Raw genomic sequence first — 20471 nt, 5'->3', positions numbered from 1 at the left:
GAAAACCATATCGATCCAGTTAAATGAAAGGGGCGAGCCCGGAGCTGCCCCTTTCATTTTTTTTGCCGCACCGCAGTCCCCGGACATTTTTCTGCTGCTGCAACGGACAACAATTTACCGAAAATATGGTAGACTGAATTTAAAAGCTGATGGGAGAGAAGGAGAGGAATCAGGCATGTCGGATTATGATGAACTCGCCGAGCAAAGGCGCAAGAAGTTAAAGCTTATCCAGTTCAGCAGTGAGGATCAATCGCTCGTCGAATCGGAAAAGCCGAAGGAGACCTTTCAGGACGTGGGCGGTCTGGAGGATGTGAAGAAGAAAATCCGCATGAATTTTATTCTGCCGCTGCAGCAGCCGGAAATTTTCGCGGCCTATGGCAAAGAAGCCGGGGGAAGCCTGCTGCTGTTCGGGCCGCCGGGCTGCGGCAAGACATTCCTCGCCAGAGCCGTTGCGGGAGAGATTGACGCGAACTTCCTGCACATTGAGCTGCAGGCCATTCTATCCATGTATGTGGGGCAGAGTGAGCACAATCTTCATGATATTTTTCAGAAGGCCAGGGAGAACAAGCCCTGCGTGATTTTCATAGATGAGCTGGACGCGATGGGCGGCAACCGTCATCAGATGCGGCAGCATCATGACCGGATGCTTGTGAATCAACTGTTGCTGGAGCTGGACGGACTGCAGGCGGAGAACGATCAGGTCTTTGTAATCGGAGCGACCAATACTCCTTGGTATCTGGATCCGGCGCTCCGCCGCCCCGGTCGGTTCAATCACCTGATATTTGTTCCGCCGCCGGAAGAAACGGAGCGTGAGCTGATTCTCAAGCTGAAGCTGGCTGGCAAGCCCGCAGAGGACTTGATTCTGTCCAGACTGGCGTCGGACACCAAGCTTTTCTCGGGCGCTGATTTGGAGCAGGTGGTCAAGGATGCCGTGGAGTCGGCTATGGAACGCACTTTCGAGAGCGGAAAGATTGAGCCTATAACGAATAATGACCTGAAAAAAGCCGCGAAGAACAGGAAGGCTACAACGCTAGAATGGTTCGCAACGGCCAAGAACTATGCCACGTTCAGCGATGTGAACAAGGATTATCAGGTTGTGCTGGATTACGCGAAGAAGCATGGAATCCGCTAGGCAGTCGGGAGAGGAGGAGCTGCAGCTTGGGAACAGTCTTTAATCAGCCCGATTATTCGGCTGCTTACCAGCTTATCGAGTGGAGAAGATTTAAGGAAGCTCTTGCCGAAGCGGAGAGGCAGCTTCGTCTGGAGCCTGAAGATCCGGACGGCATGGCGCTTGTGGCGGAAATTTACTTTCAGATGAACGAATATGATAAGGCTCTATATTGGAGCAGAGAGGCGATGCTGCGGGAGCCTGATCATCAACTGGCCTGGTATGTGCGCGTTCGCGTACACTTTGAGACGAATGAGGTGAAGGCATTTAACGAGTCCGTTGAGGAAGCTCTGCGGATCGACCCTTATGAGCCCCATTATTACTTTCTAAAGGCCCAGCTGCTTAACAAAAAGTCGAAATTCAGGGAAGCGAAGGAGGAGCTGCTGCTGGCCCTGGAGCTTCGCCCTGAATCGCCGTTATATTTGGCGTCCATGAGCTATACGGAAGCACTGCTGGGCAATGATGCGGAATCGCAGCGCCTGGACAGACAGGCGATCCGCGAGGGGGCGGAGCAGCCGATCGTGCTCATGTACCTGGCGTGGGCGGCGGCAGAGCGGGGCGATTACAGTCTGAGAGAGGACTATATGCGTAGTGCCGTCCGCTTGAGTCCGGACGATAAACAGTACCAGGATGAGTACCTGGAAGCCCTGCAGCAAAATAACCCGGTATTCAAGGTTTTATTGTATCCGGGCAGGCTGCTGCGCAAGCTGCGGCCGTGGCAGGTTTTTCTGGTGTGGGCGCTTGCCTGGCTTTTGTTCAAACCGCTGCTTGTGCTGTTTATCATTATCTATGTGCTGGTGCATTGGGGGAGCAAAGCGATTGTGCATGTGAAGGTATTCGGCTGGAGAGGAAGAGGAAGTTAGAGTGCGGAAGATCTCCTTTTTCATGTTCTTAGACGCTCCGAGTACGAACTGTTCCTCCCATCGCTGTGCAGTCCCGCTACCTAAAATATAACAAGAATAAGTCGCGAATCTCCCGCGATTGCTGAATGTGATAAAAAGGTCGAAAACAGATGGTTTGTATCTGTTCTCGACCTTTTGTTGTTCGCGCCCTTCTGTGCCGTGTGTGTGGGATTCGGACTGGAGAGATGCCATTGCTATAAAATTCGGCTACTTTTGCTTTTTTAAAGTCTAGTCCATTTTACGTGATACCAGGTACATAAGCTCCGCCGTAAGGATGGGCAAAGAGACGGAAGCCGGATAAGCGAGATAGCGCGGCTCCCAGACGGGCGAGAACTTTTCCTTGTATTTGCGCAAGCCCTGAAAGCCGTACCAGTGGCCGCCGTATTGAAATACCAGCCTTGCCAGCTTTTCTTCGCGCAGAGCGCGTTCGGTCTGGCCCACACTGGAGAGCGGGGCCATGCCAAGGTTAAAGGTCACATACCCTTCGTCCCGTGCCCATTCCATCACATGAGTAAACAGAAAATCCATGGTTCCGTTCGGCGCATCCGGCAGATGGCGCATCAGGTCAATGGAGATCGTCCGTTTGTTGTCGTAAGCCGGGGCAAGGGAGGCAAAGGCGATGACCCGCTGCTCCGGATCAAGCACAAGCGCAATCGGCGCCCGCTGGAGATAGGACTCTTTAAACCAGCCGAGTGAATAGCCTTTTTCCTTTCGCTCCTCAAGCCACACATCCGACACGGCCCGCAGCTGGTCCATCAGGCTGTCGTCAAACGGAGGGTGAGCCATTTGAAACGAGTAGCCCTCTCTGCCGAATCGGTTTCTAACTGTACGCAGCGGTGTATTGCTTTTGCCCGATAAAGTAAAGAATTCAAGCGGCACCAATGCTTCCTCCCCAAGCTTGAAAAAGCGGTAGCCGTTCTCGTGATAAATCGGAAGATAGGCTGGTGATGCCTGATAAAACACAACCGCAAGCGCATATCTGTCAGCATAACTTTGGAATTCCTGAATGGCTGCGCTGGCTTTGTCCTTTGGACCGAGAGGGTCACCGAGTACGACCAGCTTGTTGCGGCTTCTGGCATAAGGGATGAGAACTTGGCCCTCCTGAGCCCAATAGAACTGTTTATCCCCCAGGTACAGCATGTGAGTCAACAAATTTCCTTGCTCATGAGCGATAAATTCGCGAAGCCTGTCCATTTCAGCCGCATCCGGCAGCGCTTCGATGTCCCGTTTGGGGCGCATCATGAGGTACATGGTCAGGAACACCCAGGCGGACATCAGACTGAGCACACCTTTGATGCCAAAATGGTGGCGGTCAAAGAGCAGATTCGTGCTCATGCGCAAGGGCAGACGGTGCAGGAAATAGCTGTAGCCGCCTGCTCCGATCAGGAGATAGGCCGCGGTCACCAGAACGGTGAGCCCGCCCCAAATCAACAGATTGGTACGGCTTACCGGAGCCCCTTCCCGGTAAAAGCGCGACCTGGAAAGGTACAGCATCAAGGCCACGAACAGCAGGAAGGAAGCTTCCTCGAAGTCAAAGCCTTTGATGAACGTAAAAATCGCACCAGCGAACAGCAGCACAAGCGTAAGGCGAAGCGCCCGCCGGATACGCAGCGAAATTCCGTGCGACAGCACGATCAGCATAATGCCGATGATGACCGAGATATCATGAGAGAGCTGCATAATGGGCAGGGTTAACAGCTTCTCGGCAAAACGCAGTCTGTACAGCAGGCCCGGTAAAGCCGCAGACAGCAGAAGTACGAGCCCGGAAGCGAGCACCAGCTTGCTCAGTGCCCAGACCCCGAGGTCGGCCAGAAAGCGGAACTGCCCCGGCCACGCCCAAATCTGCTGCCATTTATTCAGGGAATAGCTCCAGCCTGAGCCTGCCATCTCTCCGATCCGTTCCCGACTAGGGGTGATCTCGACCGCAGTTATCACAAGGGCGATGAGCCAAGGAACGATAAAATAGAAGAAACGGAACAGCAGAAGGACCGTCAGAGCCAGATCGGGATGCACCCCGAGAAGCTGCAGGCCAAGCAGAGCCGTGACATCAAATGCGCCGATGCCGCCGGGTGTCATGCTGATCAGACCGGCCGTGGCGGCAATTACGTAAACACCGATCAGCGCGTCAAGCGGTACACCGTGCAGGACACGGGCGCCGACGAGCCCGAAAGCCAGTGCGGCGAACAGCCATTCCAGCAAAGAAGCGGCCAGAGAGGCGAAAATGGTTGTCCAGGGCATGGTGCCTTTGCCCTGATTGAACCATTTGCCGAACAGGCGCGAGCGCTGAACCAGCAGGAACACCGGCAGGTAGAGAGCCATCCCCCACATGGCCCACCGCAGCCATGGATAAGTATGGAACAACTGGTCCCCCGGAAACAGACGGGCCAGAACCGTCCACGCGAGCAGAGACAGCCCTGTAATCGCGACAGGGGAGAGGAAAATGACCGCGGCGGTAATGACATTAAGCGGGACACCGCTTTTTTTATAAAGAAATGCGCGCAGGCCAGCCCCGGTGAACCCGGCAAATCCGCAGGCATTATTGAAGGTATTGGCGATCCAGCCGTACCGGAAGGTCGCGCCGACGGATATCGGCATCCGGTAGTGCCTGCGGACGACAAAATCATAGGAGCTCATTACGGCGGCGGCGAGTAGGGAAAAAAGTGCAATTTCCAATACAGTCCATGGTGAAAGACGCCGCAGCTCGAACAGCATGCGTCCGATATTCATATTATGAAGCTCACGGCTTCCCAGCCAAATCACAATGGCCAAAATAATCAGGGGGATAAGCATCCTGACGATTCGTTTCTGATAAGCAGCCAATATAAGCTGAACGATCCGGAATGATTTGAGCTGCTTGAGTGCTGTAAGCAAGTTAGGTTCACTCTCCTGAAAATGACTTGAATGTAGTGGAAGACGGATCCATGTCTCACTCCGCTCCTGCAAATTGACCGGACGGCGGAGACCGACGTATACTGATAAGAAGAATATACCAGAATCAACTTTTAATTACGAAATTTTGTGCTTGCTTTCATCTTAATTTCTACATGATGCATAAGAGAGGTTTTGCCCTGATGAAACTGGTGAAGAGTCTGTTGGGTTGGTTGGGAACGTTTGGCGCCGCCATCGTAGTCACATTGTTTATCGGCATATTTATTGCCCAGCCTTATACGGTGGAAGGACATTCGATGGATCCGACGCTGCATGACCAGCAGAAGCTGTATGTCTCCAAAATTCCCAACACCTTCCCGGGAACGTTGAAGCACGGTGATATTGTTATCATTGACAGCCGTGTCAAAGAAAAACGCAGTATTATTAACGATTTATGGGAGCAGCCGTTATTCCGGTTGTTTGACGAGGAGAAGAATAAAAGCATTTATGTCAAGCGGGTCATCGGTATGGCCGGCGATGTGGTCGAAGTGAAGGATCATGCGGTGTATCTCAACGGAAGCCTGCTGAATGAGCCTTATATCAAAGAGACCATGGATGAGACGGATGACGAGAAATGGGTTGTGCCCGAGGGATATATTTTCGTTATGGGGGATAACCGGAATAACAGCAACGACAGTCGTGTAATCGGCTTCATCCCGCTGGATCATGTGATTGGCAAAACATTTTAACAGGTTCATACGCTGCTGGCGCAAAGCTGAAGGCTTTGCGGGAACTGGCACAGGATCGGCCATTACGGCTCGGACCTGTGCTTTTTTGCGTGTAGCAGAATTTAATTTCATGATTTTAAAACTAAATTCAGGCCTCGGAGGTCTTATTCATAAACACGTGAACCCGGCAGGTTGAAAACACGGGGGGGAGGTGAGAAACGGGCTGTGGAAAACGAAGAAAAAAGATTGGCTCAGGCAGCCTGCAAAGGGGATCAGGACGCCTTTCAGAGGCTCGTTTCGACACATCAGCGGAGGTTATACGGCATCGCTTACAGTTATCTTCACAGTGAGGCCGATGCGCTGGATGCCCTGCAGGAAACGGTATGCAGAGGCTGGATGAAATGCGGCAGTCTTCGGCAGCCTGAGATACTTGTACCCTGGCTGATACGCATTTTGATAAATTACTGCAGGGACGAGCTCAAGCGGCGGAAAAAATACCAGCCTTTACACGGGAGTGTGGAAGGCGGATCCGCAGAAATGATCAGCGACAGAAAGCTGGATTTGCAGCATGCGCTCGCCCATATGAAGCCCAAGTACAGGGAGGTGCTTATCCTGAAATATTATCAGGACATGACCATTGCGGAGATAGCTCAGGTGCTGGAGAAGCCGGAAGGAACGATCAAAACCTGGTTGTATAAGGGGTTAAAGCAAATGAAGCTCAGGCTGGACACTGGAGGTGAGATGCAGCATGGCGGAGCGTGAAGAGGGGCTGAACAAAATGTTCGAGGAGATACGCCTGGCCGAAAGACGTCCTTCCGAGGAGGCTTTGAAGCAGGCGGTTTTGCATGGCATACGAAAAGCAAATACCATGAAGAGCCAGGCCCGGTGCTGGCATCACATAAGCTGGTTTGGAGCTGCAGCTGCGGCTGCGGCTGTATTTCTGCTGGTGTTCGCTGCGTGGGAGGCAGTACCTTATCTGGCAGAGAGGCATTCGCAGACTAAGCTGGCAGAGCTGCCCGAGTATGTGCAGGAGATTGCAGAAGCGGACAGAACGATAAAGGATGCCGTTGAGCACGGCTTGTATCAGCCCATAGAGAGACAGCTTGAAAACAGCGGATATAATCTTGATCTTGACGGTATGCTGGCGGATAACAAGCGGGTGATCATATTTTTTAGCACGGATAATAAGCTCACCTCCAATCAGCTGATCATTGCAAATGACAAGCTGCAGATGCTGCTGCCCAACGTACAGCAGAGAGCCGGTTCCTACGGAAACGTGGCGTATAAATCGGCAGAGCCGCCAGGCAAAAACGCCGGGTATTTCGTGTTTGACTTTTACGGGGAGGAAGAGGTGCCGGGCGACTTTATTTTGACCGGGTATATTCAAGAAGAAGAGTCTACCGGGAATTTGAAACCCGGACGATGGTTTGAAACGGCTATTCATCTGGATAAAAGCATCTTTGCGTCATTGGAAAAGGAATCTGTGCTTCAGCAGACGTTCCGGATTGGGGACAAAGAGTTCAAACTTGAGAAGTATGCACAGACGCCGCTCAGAACAGATGTATATGTAAGCGAGCTAAGCAGTGAAATTAAGTCTGTGGATTGGTTTATTGATCCGCTTCTTTATACCAGGGGGACAGATCAGGAACATGATGTTCAATATCTGTATCAACGTATAGGCGATGATGGGAAAGAGCGTGTCATCTACTTTGAGGGCAGCTGGTACAGGAAGGATGAGGCGCTGCAGCTTCAATTCGGAGGAATGAGATATAAGCTGCCCCCCGATTTCAAAATGATCGTAAATACGGATGAAAAAAGAATGGTGAACAATCCGGATGACCGGCTCATCCTGACAGGAGTTAAAAAGCAGGGCAGCAATCTGGCGATCACATTCAGAATGAAACATGGTAACAGCAGATATCCTGAGGGATATTTTGAATTTGTCCAAAGCTTTACGGATGGAAACGGAAATATTCATTATCTTCAGACAAAACAAACCTTCCGGGAAGATGCTGACAATAGCCTGCAAACCGTGGTGCTGATTGAAGATAAACCGTACCCGCAGCCGCTGGCCTTCAGGTTGGAAGACCATATGGGGACGATTGTGGAAGATCAAGTGAATTTTACGCTCGGAAAATAGTGAATACTCTGCCACGAGAAATTCGTGACAGAGTATTTTTTTACACAGCTACTTTAATTGTCTGCCGCAGAATCGTCTCCGAGTTCGACACAGTGGAACAGTAATTTTTCTTTCAAACAAGCGAACGTATGTGCTATAATACGGTGTGCTGGATGAAATATCCTTAAAGGAGGACAAGCCATGGCTGAAATCGATGATTTTTTGAAGCTGGATATCCGGATCGGCACCATTATTGGCGCCGAACCTTTTGAGAGAGCGCGCAAGCCGGCATATAAGCTGCAAATTCAGTTTGGAGAGGAGCTGGGGGTCAAACGTTCAAGCGCCCAGATTACGCAACGCTATCAACCCGAACAGCTGATCGGACGCCAGGTGGCTGCCGTTGTGAATTTTCCGCCGCGCAATATTGCTGGCTTCCAGTCAGAGGTACTGGTATTGGGCGGCATACCGGGTGAGGGAGACGTGGTGCTGCTGACACCGGATACTCCGCTGCGGGACGGTACACCGATTGGATAATTTTGTTTGTCTTTTGGCGGGCGCTCCATTAATATATAAGAGCTTGGAGCACTGATACCCAAGAAAGGCATACTTTCCACATTAAAAGAGAGATGCATGCGAGGAGGAGAAACCGCATTATGTCAGCAACAAAGTTAGGGAACGGGCCTTTGATCATTCTGATGGTCAACATGTTCATTGCCATGCTGGGGATAGGTCTGATCATTCCTGTCCTGCCTGAGTTTATGGGCATGCTGGGGGGCAGCGGGGAAGCGGGAGGCTACCTGGTTGCCGTCTTCGGGCTTACACAGTTCATATTTTCCCCTATTGGCGGGGAATGGTCGGATAAATACGGCCGCAAAAAGCTGATTATTCTCGGTCTGGTCATCATGACGGCCTCATCCGTTATTTTTGCCTTGGGCACCTCGATGTGGATGCTTTACGTTTCCCGTCTGATCGGAGGCATCGGGGCGGCCTTTCTGATTCCGCCGATGATGGCCTATATCGCGGATATTACCACCCTGGAGACACGCGGTAAAGGCATGGGCTTGCTCGGCTCGGCGATGTCCCTGGGCTTCGTCATCGGACCGGGCGTAGGTGGTCTGCTGGCTGATATTTCAGTAAGGGCACCATTTTATGTATCTGCCTGTGTGTCCCTTGTGGCTACACTGGTTTCCCTGTTCTTTCTGCCTGAAACGCTGTCGCTGGAGGATCAGCAGAGGCACCGCAATACGATGCTTAAGCGGGAGAATGTGATCAAGCAGTTTGCGCTTTCGTTCCGCAAGCCGTATTTTGCGCTGCTCATTATGATATTTACGTTGACATTCGGCCTGTCCCATTTTGAGACGATGTTTCCGTTCTTTGTGACAGGCAAGTTTCACTATGATGAACAGGACATTGCCCTGGTCATTACGATCGGAGCCCTGATCGGCACTATCATCCAGGCAGTCGCCATTGGCCCGGTGCTGAGCCGTTTCGGAGAAAAGGCCGTCATTACCGCGTCGTTCCTGTTTTCGGCGATTTCGCTGGTGCTGATGCTGTTCTCGGGCAATTTCTACTATGTGCTCGGGGTGGCCCTGATTTTCTTCACGGCTACGGCGCTGCTTCGTCCGGCTATCAATACGGCATTATCCAAAATGGCAGGCGACGAGCAAGGCGTAGCCGCAGGTATGAACAATGCTTATATGAGTATTGGCAATATCGTAGGACCTGCCCTGGCAGGAACCCTGTTCGATGTGCATATTAATCTGCCTTACATTTTCGGGGCAGCCATCCTCATACTCAGCCTGGTGCTGGCCGTGAACTGGAAGGCGGGCGGAAGAGCAGAGCCTGCTGTATAAAGGGGCAATAAGTAACCAAATATCGGATTCAACTGATAATGGCGGCTTCTTCGGACAGAAGGACCGCCTTTTCTGCTATTTTCAGGTCTGTATTAAAAAACGGTCTTATTTCCATGCCAACATGGGTAATAATGAAGGATGGAAAATGCAAAAATTGGAGAGGGCGATAAAAATGGAGCAGAAGCAGGAGTATTTTTTCTACACGGGTACATACGCCCCCCGCACGGACACGGGGATTTATCTGTGCGCCCTTGACGGGGACAGCGGCGAGATGAGAATTGTAAACGGGACAGAAGGTATCGAGAGACCGTCATTTGTGAGGCTTAGCCCCGATGGCTCCCGTTTGTATGCGGTCAGTGAAACGGCAGATGGGCATTTATATGCTTATGGAGTGAATGCCGGGACGGGTGAGCTGCATATGTTGGACCGTAGCGCGACGGAAGGAGCCGATCCCTGTTATGTTTCCGTGACCTCGGACAGCCGTTACGTGCTTGCTTCCAACTATTCTGGCGGTAATGCCGTCGTATATGGCATTTTGCCGGACATAGGCCTGGGGAATTTGCTGGCACAGGTGAAGCATAGCGGCTCAGGTGTCCGCAAGGATCGGCAGGAAGGCCCGCATCCCCATTCCATCGTGCCTGATCCGAGCGGGCAATATGTCATGATATGCGATCTGGGCTTGGATCAAGTCGTCGTCTATCGCCTGGAGGAAGGAAAGCTGGTGACGCATCGTGAAGCGAAGCTTCCGCCGGGATCAGGCCCCCGGCATCTGGTATTCCATCCGACCAATAAATTTGCTTACGTGTCCAATGAGCTGAACAATACGGTTACGGCTTTTATTTATAACCAGCAGACCGGCGAGCTTCAGCCTCAACAGCATCTGTCCACTTTGCCGGAAGGAGCAGCCGTTCAGGACAATACGGCTGCGGATATCCGTGTGACGCCATGCGGGCGTTATCTGTATGTCTCCAACCGCGGGCATAACAGCATCGCTGCGTTCCGGATCGACCAGGACAGCGGGAAGCTGGAAGTGATCGATTGGACGGAGACCTCGGGCGCCACACCGCGCAACTTCAATCTGCTGCCCGGCGGGTATCTGATCGCTGCCAATCAGGACGGCGGCAATCTCGTCTCCTTCGCCATCGACGGGGACACCGGCCGACTGCAGCACACAGGATTTGAACTGGAGATTCCAAGCCCGGTATGCATAGAACCTGTGCAAAAGCTTGCGAAATAGGGGCAAGACTGCAATTTAAAAAAGGCGTCATTACCACCGGTTCTGCTGGCGGTTATGCGCCTTTTTTTACTAATGGCCTGTTTTATCGCGTTGCTTAAAATAACCAAGGATACCTCTCGATCTGGAGCTTAACTACGTCATACACGCGGCCCAATTGTTCTCTATTTTCTTCTAGTAAAAGGAAAATCCCATCTGCATCAAACTTTAAAGGATAAACATCTTTCAAAACTCTGGCTTGCTGTAAGAAATCGTTGCTAAACGGCTTGGCATTAACCGACATGACATTACTTTTTACGCTATATCTTAACGGATAGTCATTGGTATCAGACAAGAAAGACAAGCCATGATCAAACAAAGGACAATGTCTCCACCCACCATCAGCTGTTTGTATGAAGGCAATATTATTAAAATGTCTGTCCTCATTCAAAATAAAGGCATCGAATGCTAACAATATAGAGAAATATTCTTCCAGCCAACTGAGACCTGTATTTTCTTTTATAAACTCCAAGGTACTTCTAATTCTGCCTTCTACACCATAGGAACTAAAGAGATCCTCTTGGGTAACCAATGCAGCGTTCATAAGTCTCTGTAGGGTAACAAGTCTCTCGCCAGGTTGAAGAAAATCCTCGGAATAACAACCGGCCGATCGCTCATCATTCGGTAAAACAAGTTCTGCCAGATGATAAGGAACCTGCAGCTCTTTGGGGACATTGGATAAAGCGAGCATCTGATATGCTAACCACTCAGCCACACCTTCGTAGCCAAGTCTGTCAGCCTTCGCCCACAAGTGATCAATAACCCACTTACTCTGATCTCCCTTGCTGGAGGACGCTGTCAGGACCGCCCTTCCATTCTTCAGGGACAGTTCGGAAACCGACATCTTCATACCGCAACTCTTCCTCTCCTGCAAAGCGTATCCACATATAATCTTCAAACTGCACTCCATGAGTTTTCTTAACGATGTCCAATGGGCTATATGAACCCAACCCAAGATGCTTCAATATCTGCTCTGCCCGGTGCCGAGTGCGTGGAAAACAACGAGACTCCAAATAATCCAAGAGCTGATCAATTGTTATCTCGCCTTTGCTGCCTAGCCAAGGAAATGGCTTGCACAATTGGTCATCAGTATACTGTTCACAGTAGATGGGCTCATTACCGCCCTCACTCCATACTTGGGCAACCACATTATTGTAGTCCAGAACTTCAAAAGATATTGCCCTTCTTTTGACTTTTATCTCATGTTCCAACATCTCACCCCGCTAACCCTATAACTTTTGTAACATTATATTCTATCATTCCCGGCGCATTCAATATTCGATAGCATAGAAGACACACATCTGGACGGCATTCGGATGAAAAAATACTTAGCTAATGGTTGTTACTCTGGCCTGTTCTGCTGCTGCTGTCGATGTTCGTGTAGTATAGGCGGAACATAATATCCTGGTTATAGTTGCCGAAGCCTGTACCGAACAGGGTCACACCTCCGATGTGTTCCGCGTCTTCGGTTACGGCAATGCGGAATTTCCACTGCTTGCGGGCAATCACCACTTCATCCAGCGTTACATCCGAGATACGGTTGCCGTCCATATACGTTCCGTCCGCAGTCACCCGCAGCCGCTTGAGCAGCCCGTATTGGTTGATGACATCAGGCCACCAGGACGGTGTATACTTGCCCCGGTTGTCCCCGAAGTCTCCCGGACTGGTCCAGACTCCCAGCTTGACATCATTCAGATAAAAGGAGATGTCTGACGGCCAGTTGTCGTTGGTGGAAGGCGCCTCCGATGACAGCTCCATGGTGATTTCGAGCTCCTCCGGATTTTGGCTGGCGAGCAGGAAGTTGGGAATCTTATACTCAATATGCCCCTGGCCGAACCATAAAATTTTGGCGTTCACCCGCTCCGAATCCAGAAAATAACGGGGCTCGTCAAACTCGCCGATGATTTTCTCCACAGTGGCCAGGCCGCAGGTTGGTTCAATATCGAAATCCGTATAATGGCCGACGGAGATTTCGGTCTGATGAAACTGGCGGGTGTCCTGTTCATGCAGCGGCAGGGTGATATGGATGCTGCCTACGGCCAGCGAGCATACCTTTTGCACGCCTCCGCGGCCTGGAAGCATTTTGGTTGTAATGAGGGCAGCTTTCTCCAGTTTTTTAACATGCATGGTCATGATCGCGCTGCTAAGCCCCAGAGCCTCGGCCAATTCGCGGATGTTCATGGGCGAGTCCGCCAGCAGCCGGATCACGTTCAGCCGCACTTCACTGGCCAGCGCTTCGTATACCGGCAATGATTTTTCAGAAATATCGAGCTCCATACTTCCTCCATATATAATAGTTTGACTCTATATAATTCATTTACATTTACATAAATAATAACCCTCTGCAAGTACATACACAATCGGAAAGCGAAAAAAACAAGCGCCACGTCTTCACGAACGCAGCGCTTAATGAATTGTTTGCCGTATTACCGGTGCAAGGTGGTTGACGCCGTCTCTGCCGCATCTGTATCCGCGTCCTGGCTTTTCTGACCCTCTGCCTGAGCGGCTTGCCGGGCTTGTCCTGCCTGCTCTGGGGTTCCTGCGTATGGGCGCTTGCTGCGCGGACGCTCGCGGGCGAACATAAATCCGCTTAGAAACAGGACAAGCTGAACACCCAGGATATAAGGAGAAGCGTGCGGGCCGATCCACTGAAACAGAGCAGCAGCGGCGATCAGGAAGGACAGCACACTGGCCGGCAGACGGGAGGCCGTCACATCGATTCCGTTCTGGCGCGGCAGGCTTAGCAGCCGGTATGCGTAAATGACGGCCAGCAGCCCGGATATGTATCTCATCCATACGACTGAAAGCGTCATGCCAGGTGAGGGAGCTTCGGTCAGTTGCAGCTCCGATATGAGCCGCCAGGTCAGCAGCGCCAAGCCTGTAACGGCTGCAGGTGAAGCAGCCGGGCGCAGCAAATTCCACAGGGCCGAGCCCCAGCCGGGACCGTGGGTCTCCTTGAGCAGTAGTCGCCGTTCCTCAATCAGCTTGTTCATTTCCCGTTCCAGCGATCGATGAAGCAGCGAAACTCTGGAGCTGTCCCTGCGGTCAAGGCAGTTCTGAATTTCCTCCTGCAGGTAAGGAGTCAGATAAGGGGCGGACTTGCACCCCTGCAGAGCCTTCACAAGCGCGATATCTCCGCCGCTTTCCGCCTGCTGTCCGTTAACGGCAGCATGAAGAGGTCCTGCAAGTTTTCCATACAGATATAGTGATTCCTGAAGCTCGTCCAGCCGCCGTCTGCGGGACAGACGCAGCTGCACTGCACTGTGGATATACAGCCACACTATGCCAGCCGCAGCAATGAGCAAGGCCAGAACGCCAACCGGATGATCCGGTAAAAAGGCTTTTAGTTCCAAGGGGGTCAACGACAGCCCCTCCTTTCTATACTATAGATCACTATTGCATATCCACTACAACGGTTTCAAGATAGATCTTCATGAAACAGATTCTATTTAAATGAATTTTAATATGCCGTAAAGCCTGAATAACCTAATATTAGATGGAAGCCTGGGTTTCGTCCACACATTCTTCTAATAGGCGAAGTTGTAATTGAACAGGTCTGCAGGATTTGAACGGGGGCTTGCGGTTTGCTACAATACGCTCGGGAACGGGAAAGTAATCATTCGGGAGCCTCAAGGCCTTGGCTTGATTGAATTGGTTAAGAACTGGAACATATGGAGCATAGGCCACGCCAAACTGCAGGAAAGAGGGAGCGATAACGATGGGACTGGAAGTTTTGCATGAAACACCGACGATTGAAGAATATTTGGAGTTGAGGCAGGCTGCGGGTCTGTCTCCAATGAGTGTGGAGGGAGCCAGCATCGGATTGCCCAACACCCTGTTTGCCGTCAGCCTGCGTATCGATGAAGAGCTGGTGGGCATGGGTCGTGTTATCGGGGATGGGGGCTGTTTTTTTCATATTACGGATATTGCGGTGCGTCCGTCCTGCCAGGGGAAAGGCTACGGGCGTCTGGTGATGAGCGAGATTATGAAGTATCTGGAGAAGGCGGCGCCTCCTGAAAGCTTTGCCACTCTGCTTGCAGACGTGCCGGCGGACAGGCTGTATGCAAAGTTCGGCTTCCGGCTGTCGGCCCCCGGCTCGGTGGGCATGTACTGGCAGCAGGGATGGAGCACGGAAGAAGGCAGGGAGTAGGACGGGTGGTTTAAGGAACACGGCTTACGGATAAGTAATAAGATATCGGCGCAGTAGCTGTAGGGAAATCATTCAGACAATGACAATCAGAAAAGAGGGATCGGCATGGAGAAGAAAATCATTTTGTTCGGAGCTACAGGTACGATTGGGCGGGCCATCATGCATGAGGCCTTGAGACGCGGCCATCGGGTGACGGCGGCCGTACGGGATACGGGAAAAATCACGGATACGGATGAGCGTCTGCAGGTGGTGGAGTCGGATATATTGCGGCCGGATTCCATCGCAGCCGCTGCCCGGGGGCATGAGGTGCTGGTCAGCGCCTACGGACCGAAATTCGGCGCGGAGGAGGAGCTCCTGGAGGTGGCGCGCACGTTGATCGAAGGAGTCCGCCGCGCCGGGGTGGAGCGTCTGATCGTGGTAGGCGGAGCCGGAAGTCTGAAGACGGAGAACGGGGAACGGCTGATGGAAACGCAGGAGTTTCCGGAGGAAATCCGTACTCTGGCGCTGGCCCATGCCGACGCATTCGACATTTACCAGGGCTCCGACGTGGCCTGGACCTACTTCAGTCCGGCAAGCATTATCGAACCGGGCCGCCGCACCGGCAGTTTTCGGGTCGGCACGGACTGGCTTGTGACCGACGAGACGGGGCACAGCCGTATTTCCGTAGAAGACTATGCCGTTGCTCTGTTGGATGAGATTGAGGAGGGGCAGTTTGTGAACGCTCGGTTCACAGTAGGTTATTAAGGTCTGCTTTTTTGGAAGAGTTTTCGGAAAGGTTGATGGAGCTCGCATATCTTGGAGAGGGTTTCCGGAAGGGGAGGTAATGAGATGGAGATCGTAACTGCGGAAGAAATGCGGCGGCTGGATCGGTATTCGATCGACCGGTTGGGCATTCCTACTGTCAGTCTGATGGAGAATGCAGGCAAGGCTATCGCCGAGGAAGTGCTGAAGCTGTGCGGCTTGGGGGCAGCGCAGAATACCGTGCCGCAAGCTGCGACTGGTACAGGGGACAAGCCGGGGCATGGCGGCATGATTCTGGCTGAAGAGACCCTGGGACAGGAGCGCGCCTCCCGTGAGCACTGGTACGTGCTTGCAGGCAAGGGCAACAACGGCGGAGACGGGCTTGTAGCGGCACGTCACCTGGCGGATGCGGGGCTGCGCGTCACTATCATCTATGCCGTCCGGCCCGAAGAGCTGAGCGGAGAAGCGGCGGTTCAGCGCGATGCGGCTGCAGCGTCCGGCATACCGGCCTGCCTGTACGGCCGCGTCCCGGTCAACTTCAGCGGCTGCACCGGCATCATTGACGCCCTGCTGGGCACGGGAGCACGCGGTGCCCCGCGCGGAAATTACGCAGCCCTGATTGCCGACGCCAATGACAGCGGGCTGCCGATTGTGGCAGCGGATATTCCGAGCGGGCTGGATGCGGACACCGGCGAGGTCCATGACGCATGCATTCAGGCGCAGGTTACAGTCTGCCTGGCCTTTCTGAAACGGGGGCTTGTCCAGTATCCGGGCGCGGCAGCAGCCGGCAGTGTTGTCGTGCGGCGCATCGGTATTCCGCAGCGGTTGCCTGCGGAGCAGGGCGTCGCCGTGCGGTTGCTGACGGAGGAGACGCTGCGCAGGCAGCTTGGCGTCGATGTCAGCCGCCTGCGCGACCCGGATGGCCATAAGGGCACCTATGGCCACGTGCTGGTCGCGGCCGGGAGCCTGCGCATGAGCGGCGCAGGCCTCATGACCGCGCGCGCTGCGCTGCGCAGTGGCTGCGGCCTCGTCACCTGGGCGCTGCCCGAGGTGCTGATGCCGCGCGTCATCGCCGCCGCGCCGGAGCTGATGCTCGCCGGTGCCGCACAAGGGCCGGACGGCGAGTGGAACGCCGGCTCGGCCGATGAGCTGCTGCGGCTCGCGCAGGAGCGGGACGTGCTGGCCGTAGGGCCCGGCCTCGGCCGCTTCCCCGGGGACACCGGCTGGCTGCGCCGCCTGTGGGAGGAGGCAGAGCTTCCGCTTGTCCTGGACGCGGACGCTCTGAACATCCTGGCCGCCGCCGAAGATGCGGCGGACTGGACGCGGCCGGGCCGAGCACCTGTGGTGCTGACGCCCCATCCGGGGGAAATGGCGCGGCTGCTGGGTGTGCCGACGCCTGAGGTGCAGCGCGACCGCATCGGTTGCGCGCTGCGTTATGCCGCCGAGCGCGGGGTGACGCTCGTGCTGAAGGGCGCGCGCACCGTCGTGGCCACGACGGACGGCGCCGCTTATGTCAACACCACCGGCCACGCCGGGATGGCTACCGGCGGAGCGGGCGATGTGTTGACAGGCATCATCGCCGGCCTGCTGGCGCAGGGGCTGGACGCCGCCCAGGCCGCATGCTTCGGCGTGCGGCTGCACGGTCTGGCCGGGGAGCGGGCTGCAGCCCGCCGGGACAACCCGGCTTCTGTCATCGCCGGCGACATTATTGATGCCCTATGATCATGCAGATCAAGGGCAGGATAAAGGCGAACATAATCGGGATAAAGGATTCCCGCATCCATCGTCTCCGGCAGGCTGTGTAAATAGCGGCAACGATGATCCCGGCATACACGTCCGCCGTGGAAATTCCCGTGAAGCGGGGCATAGAATAATAAGCAAGCATCAGAAACAGGCCGTACCCGGTTGTGAAATACAGGGCGGCCTCTTTGCTTTTATCCTTTATGTGCAGGCTCTCCACAACCGCATCCGCAGCCAGGGCGGCCGGCAGTCCGAAGCCATAGGCCCAGAGTTGAATGGGCCAGCCGCCGTTGTAAGTCTGTCCCGACAGGACCGCAAGCGGAATCTGCAGCCGTGGCAGAAGCAGCGTGAGCAGACTCAGCAGGAAAAAGGCAAGGCCGCCGCAGGCGAGTTTGCTCAGTGCATAGTGACCAACGGCCATCCGCCAGGGCAGCTTGGGCCGGGTATTGTTCATATTTCGCATCTAAGATTCCTCCTGAGGCTAAAGAAAAACGTCCATCGAGGTACATTCAAAGAAGACAGACCGCATTTAGCGAAAGTTTTTTCTTACGATTATAGAAAATGCTCAGCTCCCGCTGAATATTTATAAAATCTGTAATCTTAAATGAATACCGGCGCAAAGTTAGCAGGAATGCCGGGACGTGAAGATTACAGAAGGCTGACCGTTCGCTGCATTTCTTTTAACATTTATTGTGTAGGATGGTCCTCATAGGAATTTACGTACAGCGATGAAAGGCGGGGCAAGCATGATACAGGCAGTCATATTCAATTTGGAAAGCGCGCTGCTGGATCCCGGAGGCCGCCGGCTCTCACAGGGAATCAAGGATTTATTCCGCTGGATGGGTGTCGATATCAGTCAGCAGAACATCAAACGGGGCCTGGGGTTGACGATCCGGGAGCATATCGCCAGCACCCTGCGCCTCTCGGAGGTGCGGGCGAGCTGGATAGACCGCTTCGGCACCGAGCCGGGGCGCGCGGATGTCGATCATATCTATGCCGAGCTTGTTCCTGTGCTTCGTTCCCTTCTGCAATCCTCCAGCCCCTGCAGCGGTCTCGACAAAGCGCTGCAGGAAATCCGTGACCGCCGTATCCAGTCCGGGGCCACCTCAGCCTTCACCAGCGATTTGCTGGGCAATGTTCCGCGCCGTTCGCTGGAGGATAATGTGCTGGATTGTACGGTGACACCCTGCGAGGTCAGCAGCGGACGGCCTTTTCCATGGATGGTCTATGAAAATGCGCACCGCATGCAGGTATATCCGCTCAGCGATATGGTCAAGGTTGGCGATACGGTTGCCGATATGCAGGAAGGACGGAATGCCGGGGTCTGGACCATCGGCATGCTGGACGGCTTCATGGACCGTATGGAAGGCATCGGACCCGGAGATGCGGCTTATGAGGACCAGCGCAAAGAGGCGGCCTATCTGTTGAAGCGGGCCGGGGCCCATCTGGTCATGGATTCGCTTGCCGATCTGCCCCGCATGCTCCGTGAAATCGAAATGCTGCAGCATACCGGCGGCCGCCCCTGATCCATGCGCTGCTCCTCAAGCGGTCACCATGGACCCGCCGTTGACATGGATCGCCTCTCCTGTCACATAGGAGGATTCATCACTTGCCAGATATACGTAGGCAGCGGCCAGTTCGTAGGGCTGTGCAGCCCGTCCAAGCGGTGTATCCGCACCGAAGGTACTGACATTGTATGGCGACATGGATGCCGGAATGAGCGGGGTCCAGACCGGGCCCGGGGCCACACAGTTTACACGGATCTTCTGCGGAGCAAGAGATGTTGCCAGCGTTCGTGTCAGTGTGACAACCGCCCCTTTGGTGGCGGAATAGTCAATCAGGACCGGGTGGCCTTCATAAGCCACAACGGATGCGGTATTGATAATGGAGGAGCCTGGACCAAGATGAGGCAGCGCGCCCTGGATGAGAAAGAAGAACGATATGATATTGGTCTGAAAAACGTTGTAAAGCTGCTCCTCCGAAATGTCCATAATACTCTTCTTTTCATATTGAACGGCATGATTGTTCACAAGAATGTCCAGCTTGCCGAAGGTGCGGACCGTGTCCTGAACTGCCCGGATACAGTTGGCCTTGTGCCGCAGATCCGTTTCGATCAGCAGGCAGCGGCCTCCGTGCTGCTCGATCCGCTGTCTCGTCTCCTCTGCATCGGAACGTTCGCTTAAATAAGCGATGGCTACATCCGCCCCTTCTTTGGTAAAGGCGATAGCGGCAGCTTTACCAATCCCGCTGTCTCCTCCCGTGATGAGGGCGGTTTTGCCATGCAGCCTGCCGCTGCCGTGCACGGAGGGGTTCTCGCTGATCGGGCGTGGATTCATAAGGCTTTCCAGGCCCGGGAGCGGCTGCTGCTGAGGAGGGAAGGTAAACACCTGCTCCCTGCAGACCGTTTCTTTTTTGTAAATTGGGTATACGGGATTCATGAGTCCCTCCTGGGTGAACTGTTTACTTCATAGTCTATGCGTACGCCCAGGAAACGTGAGCAATGCCTATTCCTATAGGCCAACCCGGGTGGAAAATGCTATGATCTACAGGGAGAGAATATGCATTGAATCATGGTGGCCCGTCCTCCAACCGAAGCATAGGTGGAGGACGGGCCACGTTCATGTCCGGGAAGGAGAATGCATGCTGACCGTGTCTTTGCGGAAGGTGGACCAGTTACTGCCCCCGAACAGTCGCCTTAGGAATCGCTTCTGATTTGCCTTCCGTAATGACCTTAGTTTTCTGTCCTGTTCCAGCTTCACCCTGTCTTCTTTGACGCAGGGCACGGTCACGGAGTCGGGCGAGCCGGAGCAGGTCAAAATCCGTCTGGTCCCGCAGATGAGGGGAGATGGGAGCGGAGCGAAGCGATTCGAACTCGCTGCGTTCATCCATGAACAGGTAGATGTCCGTGCATCGGGGGTACAATCGTTCC

General features: G+C 53.7%; 21 protein-coding genes. 13 read left to right on the top strand and 8 right to left on the bottom strand.

Annotated elements, in window-relative coordinates; genetic code table 11:
- Nucleotides 1–175 precede the first annotated feature (175 nt).
- Both ACI1P2_RS30920 and ACI1P2_RS30915 read left to right on the top strand, forming a co-directional pair.
- Nucleotides 176–1132: an ATP-binding protein gene (locus ACI1P2_RS30920; RefSeq protein WP_355326890.1), complete on the top strand. Its 957-nt coding sequence runs from the start codon at nucleotides 176–178 to the stop codon at nucleotides 1130–1132.
- Between the two features lie 26 nt (nucleotides 1133–1158).
- Nucleotides 1159–2031 carry a tetratricopeptide repeat protein gene (locus ACI1P2_RS30915; protein WP_355326887.1) on the top strand — a complete coding sequence of 291 codons (873 nt, stop codon included), beginning with the start codon at nucleotides 1159–1161 and terminating at the stop codon, nucleotides 2029–2031.
- A 267-nt stretch (nucleotides 2032–2298) separates the two neighbouring features.
- Here ACI1P2_RS30915 and mprF read toward each other — a convergent pair whose 3' ends face one another.
- Complete coding sequence (mprF, locus tag ACI1P2_RS30910; RefSeq protein ID WP_408976393.1) at nucleotides 2299–4860, bottom strand: bifunctional lysylphosphatidylglycerol flippase/synthetase MprF; 2562 nt, start codon at nucleotides 4858–4860, stop codon at nucleotides 2299–2301.
- Between the two features lie 281 nt (nucleotides 4861–5141).
- Between mprF and lepB the strand changes: the two genes are divergently transcribed.
- The 6 genes from lepB (at nucleotide 5142) to ACI1P2_RS30880 (ending at nucleotide 10875) form a co-directional block, all read left to right on the top strand.
- Nucleotides 5142–5687 (top strand): signal peptidase I, encoded by a 546-nt coding sequence (gene lepB / locus ACI1P2_RS30905; RefSeq protein WP_355326882.1) that lies wholly within the window; start codon nucleotides 5142–5144, stop codon nucleotides 5685–5687.
- Nucleotides 5688–5891: 204 nt separating this feature from the next.
- Nucleotides 5892–6428, top strand: a complete 537-nt coding sequence (locus ACI1P2_RS30900; protein WP_355326879.1) for a sigma-70 family RNA polymerase sigma factor — start codon at nucleotides 5892–5894, stop codon at nucleotides 6426–6428.
- Nucleotides 6415–7806, top strand: coding sequence for a hypothetical protein (locus tag ACI1P2_RS30895; protein WP_355326876.1), 1392 nt, complete (start codon nucleotides 6415–6417; stop codon nucleotides 7804–7806). The genes ACI1P2_RS30900 and ACI1P2_RS30895 overlap by 14 nt, the downstream gene beginning before the upstream one ends.
- 180 nt (nucleotides 7807–7986) lie before the next feature.
- Nucleotides 7987–8319, top strand: coding sequence for a chaperone CsaA (gene csaA, locus ACI1P2_RS30890; protein WP_355326873.1), 333 nt, complete (start codon nucleotides 7987–7989; stop codon nucleotides 8317–8319).
- Nucleotides 8320–8438: 119 nt separating this feature from the next.
- The gene (locus ACI1P2_RS30885; RefSeq protein ID WP_355326870.1) at nucleotides 8439–9638 is read left to right on the top strand and encodes an MFS transporter; all 1200 of its coding nucleotides are present in this window, start codon (nucleotides 8439–8441) and stop codon (nucleotides 9636–9638) included.
- A gap of 172 nt (nucleotides 9639–9810) precedes the next feature.
- Nucleotides 9811–10875, top strand: a complete 1065-nt coding sequence (locus ACI1P2_RS30880) for a lactonase family protein (protein ID WP_355326867.1) — start codon at nucleotides 9811–9813, stop codon at nucleotides 10873–10875.
- 94 nt (nucleotides 10876–10969) lie between these two features.
- Here the strand turns inward: ACI1P2_RS30880 and ACI1P2_RS30875 are convergent, their stop codons facing one another.
- From ACI1P2_RS30875 to ACI1P2_RS30860, 4 genes are all read right to left on the bottom strand, one after another.
- Complete coding sequence (locus ACI1P2_RS30875) at nucleotides 10970–11626, bottom strand: HipA domain-containing protein (protein ID WP_408976392.1); 657 nt, start codon at nucleotides 11624–11626, stop codon at nucleotides 10970–10972.
- A gap of 52 nt (nucleotides 11627–11678) precedes the next feature.
- Entirely contained in the window at nucleotides 11679–12125 is a 447-nt protein-coding gene (locus tag ACI1P2_RS30870) for a hypothetical protein (protein WP_408976391.1), read from the bottom strand.
- 118 nt (nucleotides 12126–12243) lie between these two features.
- Nucleotides 12244–13188: an ArsR/SmtB family transcription factor gene (locus tag ACI1P2_RS30865; protein WP_355326861.1), complete on the bottom strand. Its 945-nt coding sequence runs from the start codon at nucleotides 13186–13188 to the stop codon at nucleotides 12244–12246.
- Between the two features lie 149 nt (nucleotides 13189–13337).
- On the bottom strand, nucleotides 13338–14273 hold the full coding sequence (locus tag ACI1P2_RS30860) for a hypothetical protein (RefSeq protein ID WP_408976390.1): 936 nt from the start codon (nucleotides 14271–14273) through the stop codon (nucleotides 13338–13340).
- Nucleotides 14274–14457: 184 nt separating this feature from the next.
- Here ACI1P2_RS30860 and ACI1P2_RS30855 point away from each other — a divergent pair, with 184 nt between their 5' ends.
- From ACI1P2_RS30855 to ACI1P2_RS30840, 4 genes are all read left to right on the top strand, one after another.
- Entirely contained in the window at nucleotides 14458–14652 is a 195-nt protein-coding gene (locus ACI1P2_RS30855; protein WP_355326855.1) for a hypothetical protein, read from the top strand.
- Complete coding sequence (locus ACI1P2_RS30850; RefSeq protein ID WP_355326853.1) at nucleotides 14630–15061, top strand: GNAT family N-acetyltransferase; 432 nt, start codon at nucleotides 14630–14632, stop codon at nucleotides 15059–15061. The genes ACI1P2_RS30855 and ACI1P2_RS30850 overlap by 23 nt, the downstream gene beginning before the upstream one ends.
- 105 nt (nucleotides 15062–15166) lie before the next feature.
- Nucleotides 15167–15805, top strand: coding sequence for an NAD(P)-dependent oxidoreductase (locus ACI1P2_RS30845; RefSeq protein ID WP_355326850.1), 639 nt, complete (start codon nucleotides 15167–15169; stop codon nucleotides 15803–15805).
- A gap of 84 nt (nucleotides 15806–15889) precedes the next feature.
- On the top strand, nucleotides 15890–17524 hold the full coding sequence (locus ACI1P2_RS30840) for an NAD(P)H-hydrate dehydratase (RefSeq protein WP_355326847.1): 1635 nt from the start codon (nucleotides 15890–15892) through the stop codon (nucleotides 17522–17524).
- On the opposite strand, the gene ACI1P2_RS30835 is transcribed toward ACI1P2_RS30840, so the two are convergent.
- The gene (locus tag ACI1P2_RS30835) at nucleotides 17508–18005 is read right to left on the bottom strand and encodes a hypothetical protein (protein WP_355326844.1); all 498 of its coding nucleotides are present in this window, start codon (nucleotides 18003–18005) and stop codon (nucleotides 17508–17510) included. The genes ACI1P2_RS30840 and ACI1P2_RS30835 overlap by 17 nt on opposite strands.
- A 283-nt stretch (nucleotides 18006–18288) precedes the next feature.
- On the opposite strand from ACI1P2_RS30835, the gene ACI1P2_RS30830 reads away from it, so the two are divergent.
- Nucleotides 18289–19068: an HAD hydrolase-like protein gene (locus tag ACI1P2_RS30830; RefSeq protein ID WP_355326841.1), complete on the top strand. Its 780-nt coding sequence runs from the start codon at nucleotides 18289–18291 to the stop codon at nucleotides 19066–19068.
- Nucleotides 19069–19083: 15 nt separating this feature from the next.
- Here ACI1P2_RS30830 and ACI1P2_RS30825 read toward each other — a convergent pair whose 3' ends face one another.
- Nucleotides 19084–19980, bottom strand: coding sequence for a glucose 1-dehydrogenase (locus tag ACI1P2_RS30825; RefSeq protein ID WP_355326838.1), 897 nt, complete (start codon nucleotides 19978–19980; stop codon nucleotides 19084–19086).
- 235 nt (nucleotides 19981–20215) lie between these two features.
- A partial coding sequence (locus ACI1P2_RS30820) for a hypothetical protein (RefSeq protein ID WP_355326835.1) occupies nucleotides 20216–20471 on the bottom strand: 256 nt, incomplete at its 5' end.

It is taken from the genome of Paenibacillus jiangxiensis (assembly GCF_046098255.1).
GTDB lineage: Bacteria > Bacillota > Bacilli > Paenibacillales > Paenibacillaceae > Paenibacillus > Paenibacillus jiagnxiensis.
This window is presented reverse-complemented; position numbering and strand designations above follow the sequence as displayed.